Source organism: Mycobacterium sp. NGS26, assembly GCF_059813025.1.
Genome location: NZ_JCALDU010000007.1, coordinates 248,110 through 270,783, shown reverse-complemented (window position 1 = coordinate 270,783; position 22,674 = coordinate 248,110). Strand labels below are relative to the sequence as shown.

General features: G+C 70.7%; 22 protein-coding genes. 16 read left to right on the top strand and 6 right to left on the bottom strand.

Annotated features, from left to right (window positions below; all coding sequences use genetic code 11):
- Nucleotides 1–15 precede the first annotated feature (15 nt).
- Genes AC5Y6X_RS22430 through cofD form a run of 4 tightly spaced genes read right to left on the bottom strand, consistent with a single transcriptional unit; the run spans nt 16 to nt 4,490 of the window.
- A complete protein-coding gene (locus AC5Y6X_RS22430) occupies nt 16–549 on the bottom strand; it encodes an NUDIX hydrolase (RefSeq protein WP_499989303.1) in 534 nt (177 codons plus the stop codon).
- Nucleotides 546–2,129, bottom strand: coding sequence for an Eco57I restriction-modification methylase domain-containing protein (locus AC5Y6X_RS22425; RefSeq protein WP_499989301.1), 1,584 nt, complete (start codon nt 2,127–2,129; stop codon nt 546–548). Before AC5Y6X_RS22425 ends, AC5Y6X_RS22430 begins: the two co-directional genes overlap by 4 nt.
- A 10-nt stretch (nt 2,130–2,139) precedes the next feature.
- Entirely contained in the window at nt 2,140–3,498 is a 1,359-nt protein-coding gene (locus AC5Y6X_RS22420) for a coenzyme F420-0:L-glutamate ligase (protein WP_499989299.1), read from the bottom strand.
- A complete protein-coding gene (gene cofD, locus AC5Y6X_RS22415) occupies nt 3,495–4,490 on the bottom strand; it encodes a 2-phospho-L-lactate transferase (protein WP_324678490.1) in 996 nt (331 codons plus the stop codon). Before cofD ends, AC5Y6X_RS22420 begins: the two co-directional genes overlap by 4 nt.
- A gap of 378 nt (nt 4,491–4,868) precedes the next feature.
- On the opposite strand from cofD, the gene AC5Y6X_RS22410 reads away from it, so the two are divergent.
- The gene (locus AC5Y6X_RS22410) at nt 4,869–5,204 is read left to right on the top strand and encodes a WhiB family transcriptional regulator (RefSeq protein WP_324678651.1); all 336 of its coding nucleotides are present in this window, start codon (nt 4,869–4,871) and stop codon (nt 5,202–5,204) included.
- Between the two features lie 9 nt (nt 5,205–5,213).
- On the opposite strand, the gene AC5Y6X_RS22405 is transcribed toward AC5Y6X_RS22410, so the two are convergent.
- Entirely contained in the window at nt 5,214–5,636 is a 423-nt protein-coding gene (locus AC5Y6X_RS22405) for a metallopeptidase family protein (RefSeq protein ID WP_324678649.1), read from the bottom strand.
- Between the two features lie 179 nt (nt 5,637–5,815).
- Here AC5Y6X_RS22405 and AC5Y6X_RS22400 point away from each other — a divergent pair, with 179 nt between their 5' ends.
- The 4 genes from AC5Y6X_RS22400 to manA all read left to right on the top strand — a co-directional run bounded on the left by AC5Y6X_RS22400 (nt 5,816) and on the right by manA (nt 10,131).
- Nucleotides 5,816–6,256: a DUF3499 domain-containing protein gene (locus AC5Y6X_RS22400; RefSeq protein WP_499989297.1), complete on the top strand. Its 441-nt coding sequence runs from the start codon at nt 5,816–5,818 to the stop codon at nt 6,254–6,256.
- Between the two features lie 112 nt (nt 6,257–6,368).
- Complete coding sequence (locus tag AC5Y6X_RS22395; RefSeq protein WP_499989296.1) at nt 6,369–7,775, top strand: phosphomannomutase/phosphoglucomutase; 1,407 nt, start codon at nt 6,369–6,371, stop codon at nt 7,773–7,775.
- On the top strand, nt 7,772–8,896 hold the full coding sequence (locus AC5Y6X_RS22390; protein ID WP_499989294.1) for a TobH protein: 1,125 nt from the start codon (nt 7,772–7,774) through the stop codon (nt 8,894–8,896). Before AC5Y6X_RS22395 ends, AC5Y6X_RS22390 begins: the two co-directional genes overlap by 4 nt.
- Nucleotides 8,897–8,904: 8 nt before the next feature.
- Nucleotides 8,905–10,131 (top strand): mannose-6-phosphate isomerase, class I, encoded by a 1,227-nt coding sequence (gene manA / locus AC5Y6X_RS22385; RefSeq protein WP_499989293.1) that lies wholly within the window; start codon nt 8,905–8,907, stop codon nt 10,129–10,131.
- Here the strand turns inward: manA and AC5Y6X_RS22380 are convergent.
- Complete coding sequence (locus AC5Y6X_RS22380; protein ID WP_499989420.1) at nt 10,109–11,491, bottom strand: FAD-dependent oxidoreductase; 1,383 nt, start codon at nt 11,489–11,491, stop codon at nt 10,109–10,111. The genes manA and AC5Y6X_RS22380 overlap by 23 nt on opposite strands.
- A gap of 91 nt (nt 11,492–11,582) precedes the next feature.
- Here AC5Y6X_RS22380 and AC5Y6X_RS22375 point away from each other — a divergent pair, with 91 nt between their 5' ends.
- From AC5Y6X_RS22375 to AC5Y6X_RS22325, 11 genes are all read left to right on the top strand, one after another.
- Nucleotides 11,583–13,088 carry an amino acid permease gene (locus tag AC5Y6X_RS22375; RefSeq protein ID WP_324678480.1) on the top strand — a complete coding sequence of 502 codons (1,506 nt, stop codon included), beginning with the start codon at nt 11,583–11,585 and terminating at the stop codon, nt 13,086–13,088.
- 101 nt (nt 13,089–13,189) lie between these two features.
- Nucleotides 13,190–14,416, top strand: coding sequence for an alkane 1-monooxygenase (locus tag AC5Y6X_RS22370; protein ID WP_324678478.1), 1,227 nt, complete (start codon nt 13,190–13,192; stop codon nt 14,414–14,416).
- Nucleotides 14,413–14,595, top strand: a complete 183-nt coding sequence (locus AC5Y6X_RS22365; RefSeq protein WP_324678476.1) for a rubredoxin — start codon at nt 14,413–14,415, stop codon at nt 14,593–14,595. Before AC5Y6X_RS22370 ends, AC5Y6X_RS22365 begins: the two co-directional genes overlap by 4 nt.
- Nucleotides 14,592–14,774 (top strand): rubredoxin, encoded by a 183-nt coding sequence (locus tag AC5Y6X_RS22360; protein WP_009978741.1) that lies wholly within the window; start codon nt 14,592–14,594, stop codon nt 14,772–14,774. Before AC5Y6X_RS22365 ends, AC5Y6X_RS22360 begins: the two co-directional genes overlap by 4 nt.
- 26 nt (nt 14,775–14,800) lie before the next feature.
- Nucleotides 14,801–15,397 (top strand): TetR family transcriptional regulator AlkX, encoded by a 597-nt coding sequence (alkX, locus tag AC5Y6X_RS22355; RefSeq protein WP_499989419.1) that lies wholly within the window; start codon nt 14,801–14,803, stop codon nt 15,395–15,397.
- 86 nt (nt 15,398–15,483) lie between these two features.
- Complete coding sequence (gene ahcY, locus AC5Y6X_RS22350; RefSeq protein ID WP_499989290.1) at nt 15,484–16,956, top strand: adenosylhomocysteinase; 1,473 nt, start codon at nt 15,484–15,486, stop codon at nt 16,954–16,956.
- Nucleotides 16,957–17,047: 91 nt separating this feature from the next.
- On the top strand, nt 17,048–17,680 hold the full coding sequence (locus AC5Y6X_RS22345) for a dTMP kinase (RefSeq protein WP_499989287.1): 633 nt from the start codon (nt 17,048–17,050) through the stop codon (nt 17,678–17,680).
- An 80-nt stretch (nt 17,681–17,760) separates the two neighbouring features.
- Nucleotides 17,761–18,447 (top strand): two-component system response regulator MtrA, encoded by a 687-nt coding sequence (mtrA, locus tag AC5Y6X_RS22340; RefSeq protein ID WP_003899985.1) that lies wholly within the window; start codon nt 17,761–17,763, stop codon nt 18,445–18,447.
- 25 nt (nt 18,448–18,472) lie between these two features.
- Complete coding sequence (gene mtrB, locus AC5Y6X_RS22335) at nt 18,473–20,140, top strand: MtrAB system histidine kinase MtrB (protein ID WP_499989244.1); 1,668 nt, start codon at nt 18,473–18,475, stop codon at nt 20,138–20,140.
- Nucleotides 20,140–21,897, top strand: a complete 1,758-nt coding sequence (lpqB, locus tag AC5Y6X_RS22330; RefSeq protein ID WP_499989242.1) for an MtrAB system accessory lipoprotein LpqB — start codon at nt 20,140–20,142, stop codon at nt 21,895–21,897. Before mtrB ends, lpqB begins: the two co-directional genes overlap by 1 nt.
- Before the next feature lie 53 nt (nt 21,898–21,950).
- On the top strand, nt 21,951–22,583 hold the full coding sequence (locus tag AC5Y6X_RS22325) for a ComF family protein (protein ID WP_499989240.1): 633 nt from the start codon (nt 21,951–21,953) through the stop codon (nt 22,581–22,583).
- The last annotated feature ends 91 nt before the right edge of the window (nt 22,584–22,674 follow it).

Below are 22,674 nucleotides of genomic sequence, written 5' to 3'. Positions count from 1 at the left end.
CGTCGATCTCGGCGGCTAACGAAGCGCCCGAGCGACCAGGTAGGCGAGCGCGTCGTCGGTGCCGTCGGGCAGGGCGTCGACGGGCCACCACCGCAGGTCCTCCGACTCGTCGCTGATCGCGATCCGCGCGCCGGCCGGCGCGCGCGCCACGAATTGCAGGTCCAGGTGCCGCGTCGGCACCCCGAGCGAGCACACGACCGGGTGCACATGCACCGCGGCCAGCATTGGCGCGAGGCGCAGGCCCTCGATGCCGGATTCCTCGGTGGCCTCGCGCAGCGCCGCGGTCACCACATCAGGGTCGTCCTCGTCGCAGTGCCCGCCGAGTTGCACCCAACGGCCCAGACGCCGGTGCAATGTCAGCAGGACGTTGGTGCCGTCGTCGTCGAGCACCAACGTCGACGCGGTGACGTGGCCGGCCGCGCAGTCGCGACGGCAGGCGTCGGGGCGGCCGTGCACGAACGCGAGCACGGCGTGCCGCAGCGAATCCTGCGCCGGATCGGGCGCCTGCCAGTCGGTGAGGATCGCGATCGCCGAGTCGCGAACGCTCACCGGGAGCCCCGCCCGGCCCGGCGATCGCGCAGCGCCACCCACGCCGACCGGCACTGCGAAACGACGTCCGGCGCCCAGCCCAGCCCGTCGATCAGCACCCGGCGGTCCACCACGTCGAGCGCCTTGTCGATCTCGTTGGCCTTCAACAACAGATCGACATCGCAGGCGAGCTCGGCGCCGGCGCACGACGGCGGGGGAATGGGCAGCTGCTCGGCCTCGCGCGGCTCCAACTCCAGGATCCCGCCGCCGTAGCTGCGGCCCATGATCTCGGCGAAGGCGAACGTCGCGCTGTTGTGGAACACCGCGGCGAGCGCGGCGGGATCCACCCCGGGGCGCAACCGCACCCGGTGCACGGTGTCGGTGCTCGTCGCCGCGGCGGCGTTGACGGTCAGCCGGGGCGCCCGGTGGATCTGGCGCAGCATGAACAGGTCGGGAACCCACAGCGACGGTGTGGCCCACCACGGCTTGCGGACCGAGCACTTGTAGCCGCGGTGGACGCCGGCGGCCTCCCCCGCGGCGATGTGGGCGACCAGGGCGGGATCGCCCGGCTCGCGCGGGGCGTCGAGCAGCCAGGTCCGCTGCCCCGCGGCGACATCGCTTGCGCGGCAATCGTTGTCGTACACCAGGCCGGACAGCTGGGCGCTGCGCGAGACCAGCGGGACGCAGTGGGCCAGCAGCCCGAGTTCGCGGGCCTGCGCGTCGGTGAAGGTGAAGAAGCTGTTGCGGCCCGTCACGATGCCCACGTCGACATCGGCGAGCGAGCCCAGCCGCGTCAGGGTGGGCGACCGCTTGAGCGTGCGCAGCAGCCGGATCGCGGCGGGGTCCAGGAAGTACTTGGTCCACTTCTCCTTTTCGTGCAGCAGCGCCGGGGCCGATTCGACGTCAAGCTCGGCCGGGGTCAAAGCGGTCAGCGCATCGGCATCGGGGAGGTGCACCGTGCGTATCCGCGCGGGGCCCGTACCGGCGACGCCGCAGAACAACACGACCTCCTGCAGGACGCCGTCGAACACCAACCGCTCGAACGTCAGCAGCGTGATCTCACGGAACCGGCTCAGCAGGAACTCGCGCAGCTGCGCGGCGTAGCCGACCTGCAGCAGCTCGGCGGGCAGCACCAATCCGACGCGTCCACCGTCGCGCACCAAGACGGTGCTCGCGACGACGAACGGCACCCAGGCGTTGGTCAGCCTGCTGGGGCGCAGGCCCTCGCGCCGCATCAGGTCCAGGGCCGGGTCGCGCTGGTCGGGCGCCCAGTTGCCGAACCTGATGTAGGGCGGGTTGCCCGCGACCCCGTCCCAGCCGGCGTCGGCCTCGGCGAGCCAGGCGAACAGGCTTTGCGCGTCGACGGGAGCGAACCGCCGCGCCTTGCGGGCCTCGTGCGCGACGAGTTCGACGCCGCGCACCCGAGCGCCGAGCGCGGCCAGCTCGCACAGGATCCGGCCGTCGCCGCAGGACGGCTCGACGATGTGCGGGCCGGCCTCGCGCACCCAGCGGGCCAGGAACCGGGCCACGGGCGCCGGCGTGTAGTAGCCGCCGCGGACCTTGTCGGCCGACGCCGCCGCCTTGCCCGCGAACGTCTTCATCGGCCCAGTATCACTTGCGGATCAACAAATCCCCGGCGTCGGCCGGATCGCGCAGGCCGGCCGGTTCGGCGGGGTAGCCGATCGCGATGGCGCCCAACGGCTCCCAGTCGGGCGGCAGCTGCAGCTCGGCGCGGACCAGGTCGGCGGCGAAGATCGTCGAGCCGATCCAGCAGCTGCCCAGCCCGCGCACCGCCAGCCCGACCAGCAGCGCCTGCACGGCCGCCCCGACGGCGACGGTGAACATGGTGTGCTCGGCGTCGGTGCGGGCGGCGTCGGGATAGCTGTGCGCGCCGTCGGGGACCAGCATCGGGATGACGACCTCGGGTGCGTCGTAGAGGATCTGGCCGCGCGCCACCCGGCGCTCTATCGACTCCGCGGGCCGGCCGTCGCCGGCGAGGTCCGCGCGCCACTTGTCCCTCATCGCGTCCAGCAGCCGGGTCCGGGTGGCCGGCGTCTGCAGCCACACGAACCGCACCGGCCGGGTGTGGTGCGGGGCCGGCGCGGTGAGCGCCTCGGCGACGGCCGCCTCGACCAGCTCCGGCGGCACCGGCTCGGCGCTGAACCGGCGCACCGATCTGCGCGACAGCTGCGCCTGCCGGCGGCCCAGCTCGAGGGCCTCGGCGGTGCCGAGCCAGAACAGGTCCTCGTCGCCGGGCCGCAGCAGCCGCCGGGCGGTCGAGCCGTCGTCGGCGACCACCCGCTTGGCGAGCCCGCGCACCACGGCCACCGGCGTGGCGGTCAGTTTGCCCTTGACCAGATCGGCGGCCGCGGCGATCTCGTCGGCGACCGCGACCTCGGTGACCACCAGCTCGTTGCCGTGCCGGTCGACGGCCCCCGAATAGCCTTGCAGCACAGTCACACCCGCGGCGCCGACCGCCGCGTCGATCTGGCCGTTGCGCCAGGCGCGGCCCATCGTGTCGGTGATGACCACGCCGACGTCGACGCCGAGCCGCTCGCGCAGGCCGGCGCGCAGCGCGGCGGCGCTGGCATCCGGGTCCACCGGCAGCAGCGCGAGCTCGTCGGCGCCGACGTTGGAGCCGTCCACGCCCGCGGCGGCCTGGACCAGCCCCAGCCGGTTCTCGGTGATCAGGGTCCGGCCCTTGCGGGCCAGCACCCGGACCGCCTCGTCGTCGACGAGCTTGCGCCGCAGCCGATCGCGCTCCTCGGCGTCGCGCGGCGCGGGCACCAGCCGCCCCTCGCACTTGGACACCACCTTGCTGGTGACCACCGCGACGTCGCCGTCGCGCAGCCAGGGCGCGGCGGCGGCCAGCGCCGCGCTCAGGTCGTCCCCGGGCCGGAACTCCGGAAGCCCCGCGACGGGCAGGATCTCGATCGCGGCGGCGCTGCCGTGCTCGGCGGGCGCGGTCACGCCGCCACGCCCGCGAGGTCCAGCCCCGCGGCGACCATCTCGGCCGTCGCCTTCGGGTCGCTCATCAACAGCGGCACCGAGCGCACGGCGACCCCGTCGATGTCGGCGTGATCGCCCTCGTGCACCAGCCAGCAGTCCAGGATCCCGGTGTCGCTGCGCGCCCCGTAGTGCCGGCCGACCGCCTCGGCGGTGGATTCGACCCCGATCACCGACAGGCACGCATCGGCCATGCCGCGCAACGGCTTTCCACCGATGATCGGCGAATAGCCGACCACCGGGGCGGCGGCTCCCCGCAGCGCGCCGCGGATGCCCGGGACGGCCAGGATGGCGCCGACGCTGACCACCGGGTTGGACGGCGCCAGCAGGAGGACGTCGGCCTCGCCGATCGCCGCCACCGCTTCGGTTGTGGCGCCGGCCTTTTCGGCGCCGACGAAGGCGAAGCTGTGGGTGGGCACCTTCGCCCGGTAGCGCACCCACCACTCCTGGAAGTGGATGGCCCGACGGCTGTCGTCGGCCGGATCGGTGATCACCACGTGTGTCTCGCAACGGTCGTCGGTGGCCGGCAGCAGCCGGGCGCCGGGCTGCCAGCGGTCGCACAGCGCCGTGGTGATCTGCGACAGCGGGTAGCCGGCCTGCAGCATCTGGGTGCGCACCAGGTGGGTGGCCAGGTCGCGGTCGCCGAGCTGGAACCAGTCCGGCTGCACACCGTAACGCGCCAATTCCTCTTTGGCATGCCAGGTTTCGTCGCGGTGGCCCCAACCCCGTTCTGGATCGACGCCTCCACCTAAGGTATACATGCAGGTGTCCAAATCGGGGCAGACACGCAAACCGTGGATCCACGCGTCATCGCCGACGTTGACGACGGCAGTCAGCTCGTGGGCCTGAGCATCCGGGCGCCCTTGCGACTGGAACTGACCCAGCCCGAGCAGCTGCTGGACCCCGAGCAGGAACCGGGCGCCGCCGACCCCGCCGACCAGCACGGTGACCTTCACACCGCACGACAGTACCGGCCGGCGAGGGGGGCCCGGCCGCACGCCTGACGGGCGGCAGCGGGGCGCATTTCGAACGACCGCAATGGGGGGTTTTACTTGGCTGTGACCGACACGCCGAGAGCCGATAACAACAGAAACGCCGAAATTTGATCACGAGATGGTATGGAAATGCGCCAAAGTGCTTGACCCGGCTGGTCAACCCGTGTCTAATCACATCAGTGTCATTTCCCGGTTGGCCGGCCGGTTCCGGTGTCGCAGACCGAGATTCGATCACTTGTTCGAATTGTCTGTACATCAGAACAGTGGAAAAAAATCACTCTCTCAATATCAACCTGAGGAGGCGGACGACGCATGTCTTTTGAACACCTTCGGGGCGTTATGGCAAGCACACCGCACACCAGTATTGGTGCGACGCCGGCGCCAATTGCGCGCCCGCATCTGACCGTGGTTCCCGATGCGCCAGTCGCATTCGAACCCGAACCCCTGCCGCCCACCCCGGACCAATGGCAGGACCGCGCGCTGTGCGCGCAAACCGATCCCGAGGCCTTCTTCCCCGAGAAGGGTGGTTCCACCCGCGAGGCCAAGAAGATCTGCCTGGGTTGCGAGGTTCGTCACGAGTGCCTGGAATACGCCCTGGCGCATGACGAACGCTTCGGCATCTGGGGCGGTCTTTCCGAGCGCGAGCGCCGCCGCCTCAAGCGCGGCATCATCTGAGCTACCGGCTCATTCGTCGTCGATCGTCGGGTCGATGACCGAAGGTTCCACGTCCAGATAGATGGCCACCTGAGCCACCAGGATTTCGTGCAACAACTCGCCGAGTTCGACGGTGTCCTTCGCCCGTCTCTCGATTGGCTTGCGGAACAACACAATTCGCGCCCTCGTGGCGTTGCCGCGGACGTCCACCCCCGCCGGTATCAAGCGGGCCAGGGCGATCGGCCCGTCGGCGATGACCTCCGGCGGCCACTGCACACTCTCCGGATCCTTCGCGGTGATGCGCGGGATTTCGTCGACGGCCACGTCGAGCTCGGACACCCGCTCGTGCCAGCGCCGCTCGATCGGTTCGTATGCCTCCAGCACCGCCATGTCGAACCGCTCGGCCCGGCTGCGCCAACCCGGCACCGTCGGCGGCAGCAGCGGCCCGCGCATGTCGCGGCCCCGCCGGGTGGCCCGGTGTGAAGCCCAGCGGCCCCGACCGTTTCGCGGCGAACCGCGCGAATCGCCACGGGAATTGTTCACCGGCCCGATGGTAACGGTTGAACATCGGGGGTCGAACCGTTGCGCGTGTCCGGCGCTTCGGCGGCGTTTGTCCACGATAGCCTTTCGTCGTGAACGTTCCCCGTCGCTGTTGCCGGCCCGGGTGTCCGCACTACGCCGTGGCGACCTTGACGTTCGTCTACTCGGACTCGACGGCTGTGGTGGGCCCGCTCGCCACCGCGCGCGAACCGCATTCGTGGGACCTGTGCGTCGGCCATGCCGGCCGGATCACCGCGCCCCGCGGCTGGGACCTGGTGCGCCACGCCGGGCCGCTGCCCAACCCCGACGAGGACGACCTGGTGGCGCTGGCCGACGCGGTGCGCGAGGGCCCGGGCGGTGCGGGGCTGGCCCACCGGGGCGGCACCGGCGCGCCGCTGAACGGCTTCTCCGCCGACATGCACCCCGCCGGGGCCCAGGCCACCGCGCCGAGCGGCGGGCTGCTCGCCCCGCCCGAGCATCGCTCCGGACGCCGCCGCGGGCATCTGCGGGTGTTGCCCGACCCGGCCGACTAGCACCGCTGCGAACCCTGTGCACCGTTTGGGCCCATAACTTTGTGGGGCCGATAGGCTGACCCCAAGAGTCCACGAAGACCCGTCCAAGCAAGTAGTCGTCAGGAGCCTCCGCATGTCTCGGCCCGCCGCGGCTGTCCACCGTGTCATCAAGGCTTACGACGTACGCGGGCTGGTGGGCGAGGAGCTCGACGACGCGTTGGTCGCCGACGTCGGCGCCGCGTTCGCCAGGCTGATGCGCGCCGAGGGCGCGCGACGGGTGGTCGTCGGCCGCGACATGCGGGACAGCTCGCCGCCACTGGCCGCGGCGTTCGCGACCGGGGTCGCCGGCCAGGGCCTCGATGTGGTGCGCATCGGTTTGTCGTCCACCGATCAGCTCTACTTCGCTTCGGGGTTGCTGGATTGCCCGGGCGCGATGTTCACCGCCAGCCACAACCCGGCGGCCTACAACGGCATCAAGCTGTGCCGGGCGGGGGCCAAGCCGGTCGGCGCGGACACCGGGCTGGGGGAGATCGCCGACGACGTGATCGCCGGGATCCCAGGCTATGACGGGCCGGCGGGCGGCGTCACCGATCGCGATGTGCTCGCCGACTACGGCGAGTTCCTGCGCTCGCTGGTGGACACCTCGGGGCTGCGCCCGCTGCGGGTGGCCGTGGACGCCGGCAACGGCATGGCCGGGCACACGGCGCCGGCCGTGCTCGGCGCGATCGATTCGATCACGTTGTTGCCGTTGTACTTCGAGCTCGACGGTTCGTTTCCCAACCACGAGGCCAATCCGCTCGACCCGGCGAACCTGGCGGACCTGCAGAAGTACGTGCGCGACACCGGCGCCGATATCGGGCTGGCGTTCGACGGCGACGCCGACCGCTGCTTCGTGGTCGACGAACGCGGGATGCCGGTCTCGCCGTCGACGGTGACGGGCCTGGTGGCCGCCCGCGAGCTCGGCCGCGAGATCGGCGCCACCGTGATCCACAACGTGATCACGTCGCGCGCGGTGCCCGAATTGGTCATCGAGCGCGGCGGCACACCGCTGCGGTCGCGGGTCGGGCACTCCTACATCAAGGGGCTGATGGCCGAGACGGGCGCGATCTTCGGCGGCGAGCACTCAGCGCACTACTACTTCCGCGACTTCTTCGGCGCCGACTCCGGGATGCTGGCCGCGCTGTACGTGCTGGCGGCGCTCGGCGAGCAGCACCGGCCGCTGTCGGAGCTGACCGCCGACTACCAGCGCTACGAGTCCTCCGGCGAGATCAACTTCGCCCTGAAAGGCTCCGTCGACGCGGCCTCGGCCACCGACGCGGTGCTCAAGTCGTTCGGCAGCCGGATCCACTCCATCGACCACCTGGACGGGGTGACCGTGGACCTGGGCGACGGCAGCTGGTTCAACCTGCGCAGCTCCAACACCGAGCCGCTGCTGCGGCTCAACGTGGAGGGCCGCAGCACCGAGGACGTCGACGCGGTGGTCCAGCAGATCAGCGCCGAGATCGCCGCGATCGCCCCGGCCCAGGGGGCCGCGCCGTGAACGCCACCCGGGCGATCGACCTCGAAGACACCGACGGCCTGCTCGCCGCCGACCGGCAGGGCCTGCTGCGGGCCGCGTCGTCGGCGGGTGCGCAGGTGCGCGCCGTCGCGGCCGCGGCCGACGAGGGCGCGCTGGATTCGCTGCGCACCGGCGACCGGCCGCGCAGCATCATCTGGGTGCCCGGCCGCGGCACCGCCGAGACCGCCGGCACGCTGCTGGCCGCGACGCTGGCCGGCGCGGCGTCGGCGCCGATCGCGCTCGCCGGCGACGCGCCGCCCTGGGTCGGCCCGCTCGACGTGCTGATCGTCGCGGGCGACGACCCCGGCGACCCGGCGCTGGTCGGCGCCGCCGCGACGGGGGTGCGCCGCGGCGCGCGGGTCGTGGTGGTGGCCCCATACGAGGGTCCGCTGCGCGACTCCACGGCCGGGCGGGTCGCGGTGCTGGAGCCGCGGATGGCGGTTCGCGACGAGTTCGGCCTGTCCCGGTACCTGGCCGCCGGCCTGGCCGCGCTGCACACCGTGGACCCGCGGCCCGGCGTGAATTCGGGACAGGACCTGGCGCTGCTCGCCGACGAGCTGGACGCCGAGGCGCTGCGCAACAGCGCGGGCCGCGAGCTGTTCACCAACCCCGCCAAGACGATGGCCGCGCGCATCTGGCGACGCCAGGTGGCGCTGGCCGGCGACTGCGCCGCGACGCTGGCGCTGGCCCGGCACGGCAGTTCGGTCCTGGTGCGCATCGCCCGCCAGGTGGTCGCCGCCGCCGGGCTGGGGGACGTGGTCGCGGCGCTGCGGGCGACGCCGGAGTCCGGGGTGGGCCCGTCCTCGGTGGACGCGCTTTTCCACGACGAACAGATCGACGGGCCGCTGCCCGACCGGATGCGGGTGCTGGCGCTGACGCTGGCCGACGAGCGCACGGTGGTGGCCGCGCGGGTCGCCGGGCTCGACGACGTCCACCTGGTCGCGGCCGAGGACGTGCCGGACGTGCCGGAGGCGTCGGGCGGCCCGGCGGGGCCCGGCGGTCCGCCCGCGCCGACCGGGGCCGGGCGCGCCGAGCAGCAACTGGCAGTATTGGCCGTTCGGCTGGAGATGGCCGCGGTTTACTTGCGACTGGTGCGGGGATAGATAAAGAAGTGGAACTGCTACGCGGGGCGTTACGAACGTACGCTTGGGGATCGCGCACCGCCATCGCCGAATTCACCCGGCGCCCGGTGCCGGCCGCTCACCCGGAGGCCGAACTCTGGTTCGGTGCGCACCCCGGCGACCCGGCCTGGCTGGAAACGGAGCGGGGCGAGATCTCGCTGATGGAGGCGCTGGTCGCCGACCCCGAGGGACAGCTCGGTGCCGGGTCGCGCGCCCGCTTCGGCGACGTGCTGCCGTTCCTGGTGAAGGTGCTGGCCGCCGACGAGCCGCTGTCGCTGCAGGCCCACCCTAGCGCCGAGCAGGCCGTCGAGGGCTACCTGCGTGAGGAGCGGCTGGGGATTCCGGTGTCCTCGCCGGTCCGCAACTATCGCGACACCTCGCACAAGCCCGAGTTGTTGGTGGCGCTGCAGTCGTTCGAGGCGCTGGCCGGGTTTCGTCAGGTGTCCCGCACCGTCGAGCTGCTGCGGGCGTTGGCGGTCTCCGACCTCGACCCGTTCATCGATTTGCTCAACGACCAGTCCGACGCCGACGGGCTGCGCGCGCTGTTCACCACCTGGATCACCGCGCCCCAGCCCGACATCGACGTGCTGGTGCCCGCCGTGCTGGAGGGCGCCATCCAGTACATCAGTTCCGGCGCAACGGAATTCGCGGCCGAGGCCAAGACGGTGCTGGAGCTCGGCGAGCGCTACCCCGGCGACGCCGGCGTGCTGGCGTCGCTGTTGCTCAACCGCATCGACCTGGCCCCGGGCGAGGCGATCTTCGTCCCCGCCGGCAACCTGCACACCTATCTGCGCGGTTTCGGGGTGGAGGTAATGGCCAACTCCGACAACGTGTTACGCGGCGGGCTGACCCCCAAACACGTCGACGTCCCCGAACTGCTGCGGGTGCTGGACTTCGCGCCCACCGCCGAGGAGCGGCTGCGGCCGCGGATCCGCCGCGAGGGCCTCGGGCTGATCTACGAGACCCCGACCGACGAGTTCGCCGTCGCGCTGCTGGTGCTCGACGGCGACAACCTGGGTCACGAGGTCGACGCGTCGTGCAGCCACGAGGGACCGCAGATCCTGCTGTGCAGCGAGGGCTGCACGACCGTGCACGGCAAGTCCGGGTCGCTCACGCTGGAACGCGGGATGGCCGCCTGGGTGGCGGCCGACGACGGCCCCATCCGGCTGGTGGCCCGAGAGCCGGCCAAGCTGTTCAGGGCGACTGTGGGGCTGTGACGGCTCGCCGCCTGTCGTGCGCGGCCTGCCGGCGCTCGCGCAGCCACAGCCGCAGGTTGTGCGCGATGGTGCGGCCGACGATCCGCGGCGGCGGGACCATGTAGAGGCTGTCGAGCAGCGAGAAGCGGCGCAAAAACCATTCGGCGAGAACGGGTTCGGTTTCGGCGGCCCCGAGGAACTGGTCGAACAGCGCGCCCGACGGGCGCCACCACCACGGGGCCGGTCCCTTGGTGGTGGCGTGGTGGAAGGTGATGTCGCCGACGGCGTTCATCATCCACACCGGGTAGGTGCTCTTGGCGGTGGCCCGGTTGAGGTTGGCGGCCAGTTCGCCCTCCGGGGCTTGCAGGGCCCGCCGCAGATGACTGGCCTGCAGCGACGTCATCGTCATGCCCTGCCCGAACGTCGGGTTGAAGCTGGCGACGGCATCGCCGAACGGGACGATGCCGGCCGGAAAGCGATCCAGCTTGTCGTAGCGGCGCCACCGGCTGGCCGGAAAGGCGTGAAACGCCGGCTCGCCGACGGGCTCGGCGCGCGCCAGCGCGCCGGTGAAACGGCCCGGCAGCAGCGTGCCGGCGAGCGCGAGCATCTCGGGGAACGTCCGCGGCGGCTTGGCGTCGGCCACCCCGAACGTGGTGAGCACCCAGGTCCGGTCCTCGTAGCACAGCATGCCCAGCCCCAGCGACTCGTCGTGCGAGGCGCCGGCGACCACCACCTTCTCCCGGATCAGCCCGTCGGGGATGCGGAACAGCTGGCTGGCGTAGTTGATGCCGATGTCCACGACCTCTTCGGGCGGGCGCGCAAATCCCCACTGCGTCAACCACACCGGCAGCCGGGTGCCCCGACCGGCCGCGTCGACGACGAGGTCGGCGGGCACGAACTCCGGCTCCTCGTCGGGCCCGACGGGATCCAGCAGCACGCCGGTCACCCGCTGCCGGGCAACGTCGAACCGCGGCTCGGCCACCGAGCGCCGGACGATCTCGACGTTGCCGATGCCGTCGACCCGCTTGCGCAGCTGCCACTCCAGGTGCGGCCGGCTGGGCACGTAGGCGGTGAACTCGTCGCGCAGGGTGTGGCCCGTCCCGAGGACATGGCCCGCCGCGCCGAGGTAGATGCAGTCCGGCCGGTTCTCCAGCATCGGCACGCCCGCGGCCACCATGTCGGCCAGCAGCCCCGGGAACAGGCCCTCGAACTCGATGGCGCCGCGGGCCATCAGCATGTGCAGGTGGCGGTCCTGGGGCACCGTCGCGCGGTTGGCCGGTGTGCTCGGCAACGCGTCTCGCTCGTACAGCGTCACCCGGTCGTAGCAATCCGAGAGCACCCGCGCGGCGCACAGGCCGCCGATGCTCGCCCCGATGACCACCGCGTGATTCCTCGAGCTTTTTGCGCCGTCGGGCATCTTCGCAGACTACCCAGTACTGTGCGGTCCAACGGCTTCGGGAAAGGGCGGGCTGATGGCCAATCGATGGCGGATAAAGTCGGTCGAGCAATCGATCGCCGACACCGACGAGCCGGGCACCCGGCTGCGCCGGGAGCTCACCTGGCGCGACCTGGCGGTGTTCGGGGTCGCGGTGGTGATCGGCGCCGGAATCTTCACGGTCACCGCGTCCACGACCGGCGACGTCACGGGTCCCGCGGTGTGGATCTCGTTCGTGATCGCGGCGGCCACCTGCGCGCTGGCGGCGCTGTGCTACGCCGAGTTCGCGTCCACGCTGCCCGTGGCCGGCAGCGCCTACACCTTCTCCTATGCCACCTTCGGCGAGTTCCTCGCCTGGATCATCGGCTGGAACCTGCTGCTGGAATTGGCCGTCGGCGCCGCCGTCGTGTCCAAGGGGTGGTCGAGCTACCTGGGCACGGTGTTCGGATTCGCCGGTGGCACAGTGAGTTTCGGATCGGTCAACCTCGACTGGGGCGCGCTGCTGATCGTCGGGGGAGTGTCGACGCTGATCGCGCTGGGCACCAAATTGTCGTCGCGGTTTTCCGCGGTGATCACCACCATCAAGGTGTCGGTGGTGATCCTGGTCGTGGTGGTCGGGGCGTTTTACATCAAGGCGGCCAACTACTCGCCGTTCATTCCCAAGGCCGAAGCCGGGGCCGACCAACGGGGCATCGACCAGTCGGTGCTGGCGTTGCTGAGCGGGGCGCACAGCAGCCACTACGGCTGGTACGGCGTGCTGGCGGGGGCGTCGATCGTGTTCTTCGCGTTCATCGGTTTCGACATCGTGGCCACCATGGCCGAGGAGACCAAGAACCCCCAGCGCGACGTCCCGAGGGGCATCCTGGCCTCGCTGGCGATCGTGACCGTGCTCTACGTCGCGGTGTCGATCGTGCTGTCCGGCATGGTGTCCTACACCCAGCTCAAGACCTTGCCCGGCCACAAGTCGGCGAACCTTTCGACGGCGTTCACGGCGAACGGGGTCCATTGGGCCAGCGGGATCATCGCCGTCGGGGCCTTGGCGGGGCTGACCACCGTGGTGATGGTGTTGATGCTCGGGCAGTGCCGGGTGTTGTTCGCGATGGCGCGCGACGGCTTGCTGCCGCGCCCGCTGGCCAAGACCGGTTCGCGCGGCACGCCGGTGCGGATCACCGCGCTGGTGGCCGTGGTGGTAGCGGCGACGGCGGCGGTGTTCCCGATCAACAAGCTCGAGGAGATGGTCAACGTCGGGACGCTGTTCGCGTTCGTCCTGGTGTCGGCCGGCGTCATCGTGCTGCGCCGGACGCGGCCGGACCTGCCGCGCGGGTTCCGCGCCCCGTGGGTGCCGGTGCTTCCGATCGCCTCGATCTGCGCCTGCGTCTGGCTGATGATCAACCTCACCGCGCTGACCTGGGTCCGGTTCGCCGTGTGGCTGGTGGTCGGGACGGCGATCTACGCCGGCTACGGGCGCCGGCATTCGGTGCAGGGCCGCCGCCAGGCCGAGCCGGCGGGCGCGAAGGCCGACCCCGAGGCGGCCGTGACGTAGTCACATCGCTTTACAAAACATGGTCCTGTGTCTAGACACAAGACGCAGAGTCGCGTATTGTCAAACCTCAACGTGGCATGACTAACAAGGAGGTTTGGCATATGACCACACAACTCAGCCCGCAGCCCGCGACCCAGTGGCGGGACAAGAAGCGCCATCTGTGGCTGATGGGCCTGATCGCGCCGACGGCGCTGTTCGTGATGCTGCCGCTCGTCTGGGGGCTCAACCGGCTCGGCTGGCACGCCGCCGCGCAGGCCCCGCTGTGGATCGGGCCCATCCTGCTCTACGTCCTTTTGCCCGTCCTCGACCTGCGCTTCGGGCCCGACGGTCAGAACCCGCCCGACGAGGTGATGGAGCGGCTGGAGAACGACAAGTACTACCGCTACTGCACCTACGTCTACATCCCGTTCCAGTACGCGAGCGTGGTGCTGGGCGCCTACCTGTTCACCGCGTCGAACCTGGGCTGGCTCGGCTTCGAGGGCGGGCTGGGCTGGGCCGGCAAGATCGGCGTGGCGCTGTCGGTCGGCGTGCTCGGCGGCGTCGGCATCAACACCGCGCACGAGATGGGACACAAGCGGGACGCGCTGGAGCGGTGGCTGTCCAAGATCACCCTGGCGCAGACCGGCTACGGCCACTTCTACATCGAGCACAACCGCGGCCACCACGTGCGCGTCTCCACCCCGGAGGACCCGGCGTCGGCCCGCTTCGGCGAGACCTTCTGGGAGTTCTTGCCGCGCAGCGTGTTCGGCGCCCTGCGCTCGGCCGTCGCGCTCGAGGCGCAGCGGATCCGCCGGCAGGGCAAGAGCCCGTGGAACCCCAAGACGTATCTGTCCAACGACGTGCTGAACGCGTGGGCGATGTCGGCGGTGCTGTTCGGCGCGCTGATCGCGGTCTTCGGTGTGGGCGTGATCCCGTTCGTCGTGATCCAGGCGGTCTTCGGCTTCAGCCTCCTGGAGGCGGTCAACTACCTCGAGCACTACGGCCTGCTGCGGCAGAAGAACGCCAACGGCCGCTACGAGCGTTGCGCGCCGGTGCACAGCTGGAACTCCGACCACATCGTCACCAACCTGTTCCTGTACCACCTGCAGCGGCACAGCGATCACCACGCCAATCCGACCCGGCGCTACCAGACGCTGCGCAGCATGGCGGGCTCGCCGAACCTGCCCAGCGGGTACGCGTCGATGATCTCGCTGACCTACTTCCCGCCCCTGTGGCGCAAGGTGATGGACCACCGGGTGCTCGCGCACTACGACGGCGACATCACCCGGGTCAACCTGCAGCCGCGGCTGCGCGAGAAGCTGCTGGCCAAGTACGGAGCGGCGGCATGATCGCCTACCGCTGCCCCGGCTGTGGCTACGTCTACGACGAGGCGAAAGGCGCTCCGCGGGAAGGCTTTCCGCCGGGCACGCCCTTCGACGACATCCCCGACGACTGGTGCTGCCCCGACTGTGCGGTGCGCGAGAAGGTCGATTTCGAAACCATCGAAACCATAGGAGGAAAGCAGTGAGCGACTACAAACTGTTCGTCTGCGTGCAGTGCGGCTTCGAGTACGACGAGGCCAAGGGCTGGCCGGAGGACGGCATCGCCCCGGGCACCCGCTGGGACGACATCCCCGAGGACTGGAGCTGCCCGGACTGCGGCGCCGCGAAGTCGGACTTCGAGATGGTGGAGGTCGCCAGGCCGTGAGGGCTATTGTCGCGCCTGTGAAGCGGATGCCGTACGCCGAGGCGTCCCGCGTCCTGCTGCGCGACTCGGTGCTCGACGCGATGCGGGAGCTGCTGGAGACCCGGGACTGGTCGGCCATCACGCTGTCCGACGTGGCCGGCGCCGCGGGCATCAGCCGGCAGACCATCTACAACGAGTTCGGCTCGCGGCAGGGCCTGGCGCAGGGATACGCCCTGCGCCTGGCCGACCGCCTCGTCGACACCATCCACGACGCCCTCGACGCCAACGTCGGCGACATCTATCAGTCGTTCCTGCAGGCGTTCCGGCGGTTCTTCGCCGAGGCGGCGGCCGACCCGTTGGTGACCTCGCTGCGCACGGGCGTGGCCAAGCCCGACCTGTTGCAGCTGATCACCACCGACAGCGCGCCCATCATCACCCGCGCGTCGGGCCGGCTGGCGTCGGCGCTGACCCAAACCTGGGTGGCCACCAGCGAAGTGGATGCCGGTGTGCTGGCGCGGGCCATCGTGCGACTGGCGTTGAGCTACGTGTCGATGCCGCCCGAGGCCGACCACGACGTGGCGGCGGACCTGGCCCGGCTGATGACGCCGTTCGCGGAGCGGCACGGGGTCATCAACGTTCCCTGAGCGCTCGGCGACTACAGTGGCGCAAGAACATACCTAAGCTAAGTACCGCTTGACTTCGCCGAGTCCCGAGAAGGATGAACAACGCTATGACGACGACCGAAAACGCCTTGACTCCCGACGTCCGCAACGGCATCGAGTTCAAGGTCGCCGACCTGTCGTTGGCGGACTACGGCCGGCGCGACATCGAGCTCTCCGAGCAGGAGATGCCCGGTTTGATGTCGCTGCGCCGCGAGTACGCCGAGGTGCAGCCGCTCAAGGGCGCGCGGATCTCGGGCTCGCTGCACATGACGGTGCAGACCGCGGTGCTCATCGAGACCCTCGTCGCGCTGGGCGCGCAGGTCCGGTGGGCGTCGTGCAACATCTTCTCCACCCAGGACCATGCCGCCGCCGCGGTGGTCGTCGGCCCGTACGGCACGCCCGAGGAGCCCAAGGGCGTGCCGGTGTTCGCCTGGAAGGGCGAGACGCTCGAGGAGTACTGGTGGGCCGCCGAGCAGATGCTGACCTGGCCCGACGAGCCGGCCAACATGATCCTCGACGACGGCGGCGACGCCACCATGCTGGTGCTGCGCGGCGCCCAGTACGAGAAGGCCGGCGTGGTGCCGCCCGCCGAGGACGACGACCCCACCGAATGGAAGGTCTTCCTGGAGCTGCTGCGCCGCCGCTTCGAGACCGACAAGAACAAGTGGACCAAGATCTCCGAGTCGGTCAAGGGCGTCACCGAGGAGACCACGACCGGGGTGCTGCGGCTCTACCAGTTCGCGGCGGCCGGGGACCTGGCCTTCCCGGCGATCAACGTCAACGACTCGGTCACCAAGTCCAAGTTCGACAACAAGTACGGCTGCCGGCACTCGCTGATCGACGGCATCAACCGCGGCACCGACGTGCTGATCGGCGGCAAGAAGGTGCTGGTCTGCGGCTACGGCGACGTCGGCAAGGGCTGCGCGGAGTCGGTGAAGGGCCAGGGGGCGCGCGTCGTGGTCACCGAGATCGACCCGATCAACGCGCTGCAGGCCCTGATGGAGGGCTACGACGTCAAGACCGTCGAGGACGCGATCGGCGAGGCCGACATCGTCATCACCGCCACCGGCAACAAGGACATCATCACCCTGGCGCACATGAAGGCGATGAAGGACCACGCGGTGCTGGGCAACATCGGGCACTTCGACAACGAGATCCAGGTCTCCGCGCTGGAAAAGTCCGGCGCCACCAAGGTCAACATCCGGCCGCAGGTCGACGTGTGGACGTTCCCCGACACCGGCAAGTCGATCATCCTGCTGTCCGAGGGCCGGCTGCTGAACCTGGGCAACGCCACCGGCCACCCGTCGTTCGTGATGAGCAACAGCTTCTCCAACCAGGTCATCGCGCAGATCGAGCTGTGGACCAAGAACGACGAGTACGACAACGAGGTGTACCGGCTGCCCAAGCACCTCGACGAGAAGGTGGCCCGCATCCACGTCGAGGCTCTCGGCGGCAAGCTGACCAAGCTGACCAAGGACCAAGCCGACTACATCGGCGTCGACGTCGAGGGCCCGTACAAGGCCGACCACTACCGCTACTGAGCATCTTGTGCGCCCAGCGTGAAGCCGTTGCGAAATTCCGCGCGGAAATTCGCAACAGCTTCACTTTCGGCGCGGGCGCTAGGCTCGCGCCGTGCTGATCGCGATCGAGGGCGTTGACGGCGCGGGCAAGCGGACCCTGTCCGACCGTCTGCGCGCCGCCTTCGAGGCCGCCGGGAAGTCGGTGGCCACGCTGGCGTTCCCGCGGTACGGGCACTCGATCACCGCCGACCTCGCGGCCGAGGCGCTGCACGGCGAGCACGGCGACCTCGCGTCGTCGGCCTACGCGATGGCCACGCTGTTCGCGCTCGACCGCGCCGCGGCGATCGGGGAGATCGAGCGGCTGGGCGCCGAGCACGACGTGGTGATCCTGGATCGCTACGTCGCCTCCAACGCCGCCTACAGCGCCGCCCGCCTGCACCAAAGCGCGACGGGGGAGGCGGCGGCCTGGGTGCACCGGCTCGAATACGACCGGCTGCGGTTGCCCCGGCCGGACTGGCAGGTGCTGCTGAACGTCACCGCCGAACTCGCCGCGCAGCGGGCCCGCCACCGGGCCGACTCGGAGCCGGGCCGGCCGCGCGACAGCTACGAGCGCGACGACGACCTTCAGCAACGCACCGGCGCGGTGTACGCAGGCCTGGCCGCCGCGGACTGGGGTGGGCGGTGGCTCGTCGTCGATTCCGACGTCACCCCCGAGGCGCTGGCGGCCAGTTTGATGGCCAGATAGCACAAATTTGTCACGATTTGCCCTTATCGAAGAAGAAACGCCCGTGTGGCGCCCGAGTTTTGTCCCGATCTGGTGACACCATGGACACCATGAGGCAAAGGATCCTGGTCGTCGATGACGACGCTTCGCTGGCAGAGATGCTGACCATCGTGCTGCGTGGGGAGGGCTTCGACACCGCGGTCATCGGTGACGGCACTCAGGCCCTCACCGCGGTGCGCGAGTTGCGCCCCGACTTGGTGCTGCTGGACCTGATGTTGCCCGGCATGAACGGCATCGACGTGTGCCGCGTGCTGCGCGCCGACTCGGGCGTCCCGATCGTCATGCTGACGGCCAAGACCGACACCGTCGACGTGGTGCTGGGCCTGGAGTCGGGCGCCGACGACTACATCATGAAGCCGTTCAAGCCCAAGGAGCTGGTCGCCCGGGTGCGGGCCAGGCTGCGCCGCAACGACGACGAGCCCGCCGAGATGCTGTCCATCGCCGACGTCGAGATCGACGTGCCGGCGCACAAGGTCACTCGCAACGGCGAGCAGATCTCCCTGACCCCGCTGGAGTTCGACCTGCTGGTCGCGCTGGCACGCAAACCGCGCCAGGTGTTTACTCGTGATGTGCTGCTCGAACAGGTATGGGGATACCGGCACCCGGCGGACACCCGCCTGGTAAACGTGCACGTCCAGCGTCTGCGGGCCAAGGTCGAAAAGGACCCTGAGAACCCGACCGTGGTGTTGACCGTTCGAGGAGTGGGTTACAAGGCCGGACCTCCGTGATCCGCGGCTTCGGGGCGGGCCGCCATTGATCTGGGGCTCGCGGCGACGCACTCGAAGCCGCTGGGGGCGCTCCGGTCCCATGACCCGCGGCATGGGCGCGTTGAGCCGGGCCGTGGCCGTTGCCTGGCGCAGATCGCTGCAGCTGCGCGTCGTGGCGTTGACCCTCGGGCTGTCGTTGGCGGTGATCCTGGCGCTCGGCTTCGTGCTGACCAGCCAGGTCACCAACCGGGTGCTCGACGTCAAGGTCAAGGCCGCCATCGAGCAGATCGACCGGGCGCGCACCACCGTCGGCGGGATCGTCAACGGTGAGGAGACGCGCTCGCTGGACAGCAGCCTGCAGCTGGCCCGCAACACGCTGACCTCGAAGACCGACCCGGCCTCGGGCGCCGGCCTGGCCGGCGCGTTCGACGCGGTGCTGCTGGTGCCCGGCGACGGGCCGCGCGCCGCGAGCTCGGCCGGGCCCGTCGACCAGGTGCCCGGCTCGCTGCGCGGCTTCGTCAAGGCCGGGCAGGCTGCCTACCAATACGCCACCGTGCACACCGACGGCTTCTCCGGCCCGGCCCTGGTCATCGGCACGCCCGCGTCGGCACAGGTGGCCAACCTGGAGCTGTACCTGATCTTCCCGCTGAAGAACGAGCAGGCCACCATCACGCTGGTGCGCGGCACGATGATCACCGGCGGGGCGGTGCTGCTGGTGCTGCTCGCCGGGATCGCGCTGTTGGTCTCCCGTCAGGTGGTGGTGCCGGTGCGTTCGGCGTCGCGGATCGCCGAGCGCTTCGCCGAGGGCCACCTGTCCGAACGGATGCCGGTGCGCGGCGAGGACGACATGGCCCGGCTGGCGGTGTCGTTCAACGACATGGCCGAGAGCCTGTCGCGGCAGATCACCCAGCTCGAGGAGTTCGGCAACCTGCAGCGGCGTTTCACCTCCGACGTCAGCCACGAGCTTCGCACCCCGCTGACCACCGTGCGGATGGCCGCCGACCTGATCTACGACCACAGCGAAGATCTCGACCCGACCCTGCGCCGATCCACCGAGCTGATGGTCAACGAGCTTGACCGCTTCGAGACGCTGCTCAACGACCTGCTGGAGATCTCCCGGCACGACGCGGGTGTGGCCGAGTTGTCCGTCGAGGCGGTCGACCTGCGCACCACGGTGCGCAGCGCTCTGGGCAACGTCGGGCACCTGGCCGAGGAGGCCGGCATCGAGCTGCTCCTCGACCTGCCCGACGAGGAGGTGATCGCCGAGGTCGACGCGCGCCGGGTGGAGCGGATCCTGCGCAACCTGATCGCCAACGCCATCGACCACGCCGAGCACAAGCCGGTGCACATCCGGATGGGCGCCGACGAGGACACCGTCGCCGTCACCGTCCGCGACCACGGGGTGGGGCTGCGCCCGGGCGAGGAGAAGCTGGTGTTCAGCCGGTTCTGGCGCTCGGACCCGTCGCGGGTGCGCCGCTCCGGCGGCACCGGGCTGGGCCTGGCGATCAGCATCGAGGACGCGCGGCTGCACCAGGGCCGGCTCGAGGCGTGGGGCGAGCCCGGTCAGGGCGCGTGCTTCCGGCTGACGCTGCCCCTGGTTCGCGGCCACAAGGTCACCACCAGCCCGCTGCCGATGAAGCCCATCCCGCAACCGGCCGAGTCGGGGCGCCCAGACCGTCAGCGCCAGCGCGAGCATGCCGAGAGGAGCGGGTGATGCGCCGGCTGCTTGGGCTGTTATTCCTGGCGGCGCTGCTCGCCGGGTGCGCGGGCGTGCCCAGCTCGTCGGCCCCGCAGGCCATCGGCACCGTCGAGCGACCCGCGCCGTCGAACCTGCCCAAGCCGACCCCGGGCATGGACCCCGACGTGCTGCTGCGCGAATTCCTCAAGGCCACAGCCGATCCCGCCAACCGGCATCTGGCCGCGCGGCAGTTCCTCACCCAGTCGGCGTCCAACTCCTGGGACGACGCGGGCAGCGCGCTGCTGATCGACCATGTGGTGTTCGTGGAAACCCGTGGCGCCGAACGGGTTTCGGCGACCATGCGGGCGGACATCCTGGGCTCACTGTCCGACATGGGGGTGTTCGAAACCGCGGAGGGCACGCTGCCGGATCCGGGTCAGATCGAGTTGGTCAAGACATCGGGCGGCTGGCGGATCGACCGCCTGCCCAACGGAGTCTTCCTGGACTGGCAGCAATTTCAGTCCACCTACAAACGCAACACGCTGTACTTCGCCGACCCGACGGGCAAGACCGTGGTGCCCGATCCGCGCTATGTCGCGGTGTCCGATCACGATCAGCTGGCCACCGAGCTCGTCTCCAAGCTGCTGGCGGGTCCGCGCCCGGAGATGGCCCACACGGTGCGCAACCTGCTCGCCCCGCCGCTGCGGCTGCGCGGCCCGGTGACCCGGGCCGACGGCGGCAAGAACGGCATCGGCCGCGGGTACGGAGGCGCGCGGATCGATCTGGAGAAACTGTCCACGACCGACCCGCACAGCAGGCAATTGCTTGCGGCACAGATCATTTGGACGCTGGCCAGGGCGGACATCCGGGGCCCGTATGTGATCAACGCCGACGGCGCGCCGCTGGACGACAGGTTTGCCGAGGGCTGGACCACCTCCGACGTCGCGGCCACCGACCCGGGCGTGGCCGACGGTGCGGGCGCGGGCCTGCACGCGCTGGTGAACGGGTCGCTGGTGGGGCTGGACGGGCAGCACACGACGACGGTGCCCGGCGCGTTCGGGCGGATGGGGGACCAGTCCAGCGCCGCGCTGTCGCGCAGCGGGCGCGAGGTGGCGTCCGTGGTGACCCTGCGGCGCGGCGCCCCGGACGTGGCGGAGTCGCTGTGGATCGGTGACCTCGGCGGCGAGGCGGTGCAGTCCGCCGACGGGCACAGCCTGTCGCGGCCCAGCTGGTCGCTGGACGACGCGGTCTGGGTGGTGGTCGACACCAACAACGTGCTGCGGGCGATCCAGGAGCCGGCGTCGGGCCAGCCCGCGCGCATCCCGGTGGATTCGGCGGCGGTGGCCAGCCGCTTCCCCGGGCCGATCACCGACCTGCAGCTGTCCCGCGACGGCACCCGCGCCGCGATGGTGATCGCCGGCCAGGTGATCCTCGCCAGCGTCGAGCAGACCCAGGCCGGCCAATACGCCCTGACCTACCCGCGGCGGCTGGGTTTCGGGCTGGGCAACTCGGTGGTGTCGTTGTCCTGGCGAACCGGCGACGACATCGTGGTGACCCGCACCGACGCCTCCCACCCGGTGTCGTATGTGAACATCGACGGGGTCAACTCCGACGCGCCCGCCAGGGGTTTGCAGATTCCGCTGACGGCGATCGCGGCCAACCCGTCGACGGTGTACGTCGCGGCTCCCCAAGGGGTGCTGCAATATTCGGCGTCCTCGGCCGAAACCCAGCAGAGCTGGTCGGAGGTGTCCGGGCTGATGGTGGGCGGGGCCGCGCCGGTGCTGCCGGGCTGATCGCCGCTGCCGGTTTCGACGAGCATGTCACCGCTGCCCGCCACACTGGCGGCGTGCTCGACCTCATCCTGCCGGCCGAATGCGGCGGCTGCGGAGCGCCGTCGACCCGCTGGTGTGCGGCCTGCGCCGCGGAGCTGAGGGTGGCGCCCGACCAGCCGCACGTGGTCAACCCCCGCATCGACCCGCGGGTGCCGGTGTTCGCGCTCGGCCGCTACGTGGGCGCCCGGCGCCGGGCGATCCTGGCGCTCAAGGAGCACGGCCGCGGCGACCTCCTCGCGCCGCTGGCGTGCGCGCTCGCCGTCGGGGTGCACCGGCTGCTGACCTGGGGGCTGCTCGAGACGCCGCTGACGGTCGTGCCCGCGCCGACCCGGCGTTCGGCGGCGCGCCGGCGCGGCGGCGACCCCGTCGCCCGGTTGGCGACCGCCGCGGTCGCCGCGCACCCCGACGTCGTCGTCGCGCCGGCATTGCGGATGAAGGCGCTGGCCCGCGACTCGGTGGGCCTGCGCCCCGCCGCCCGCGAGCGCAACATCGCGGGCCGGGTGCTGCTGCGCGGCCGGCCGCCGGGCACCGAGGTCGTGATCGTCGACGACATCGTCACCACCGGGGCGACGGCACGCGAGTCGGTCCGGGTCCTGCGGTCGGCCGGGGTGCGGGTGGCCGCGGTGCTCGCGATCGCGGCCGCCTGAGTGAAGAACCCCTAAGGGAGGAACCTGTGTGAAGAACTCGCAACAGGTCAGCGAAATTGGTGGCATCCCACGGCGAACACGAGCTAACGTC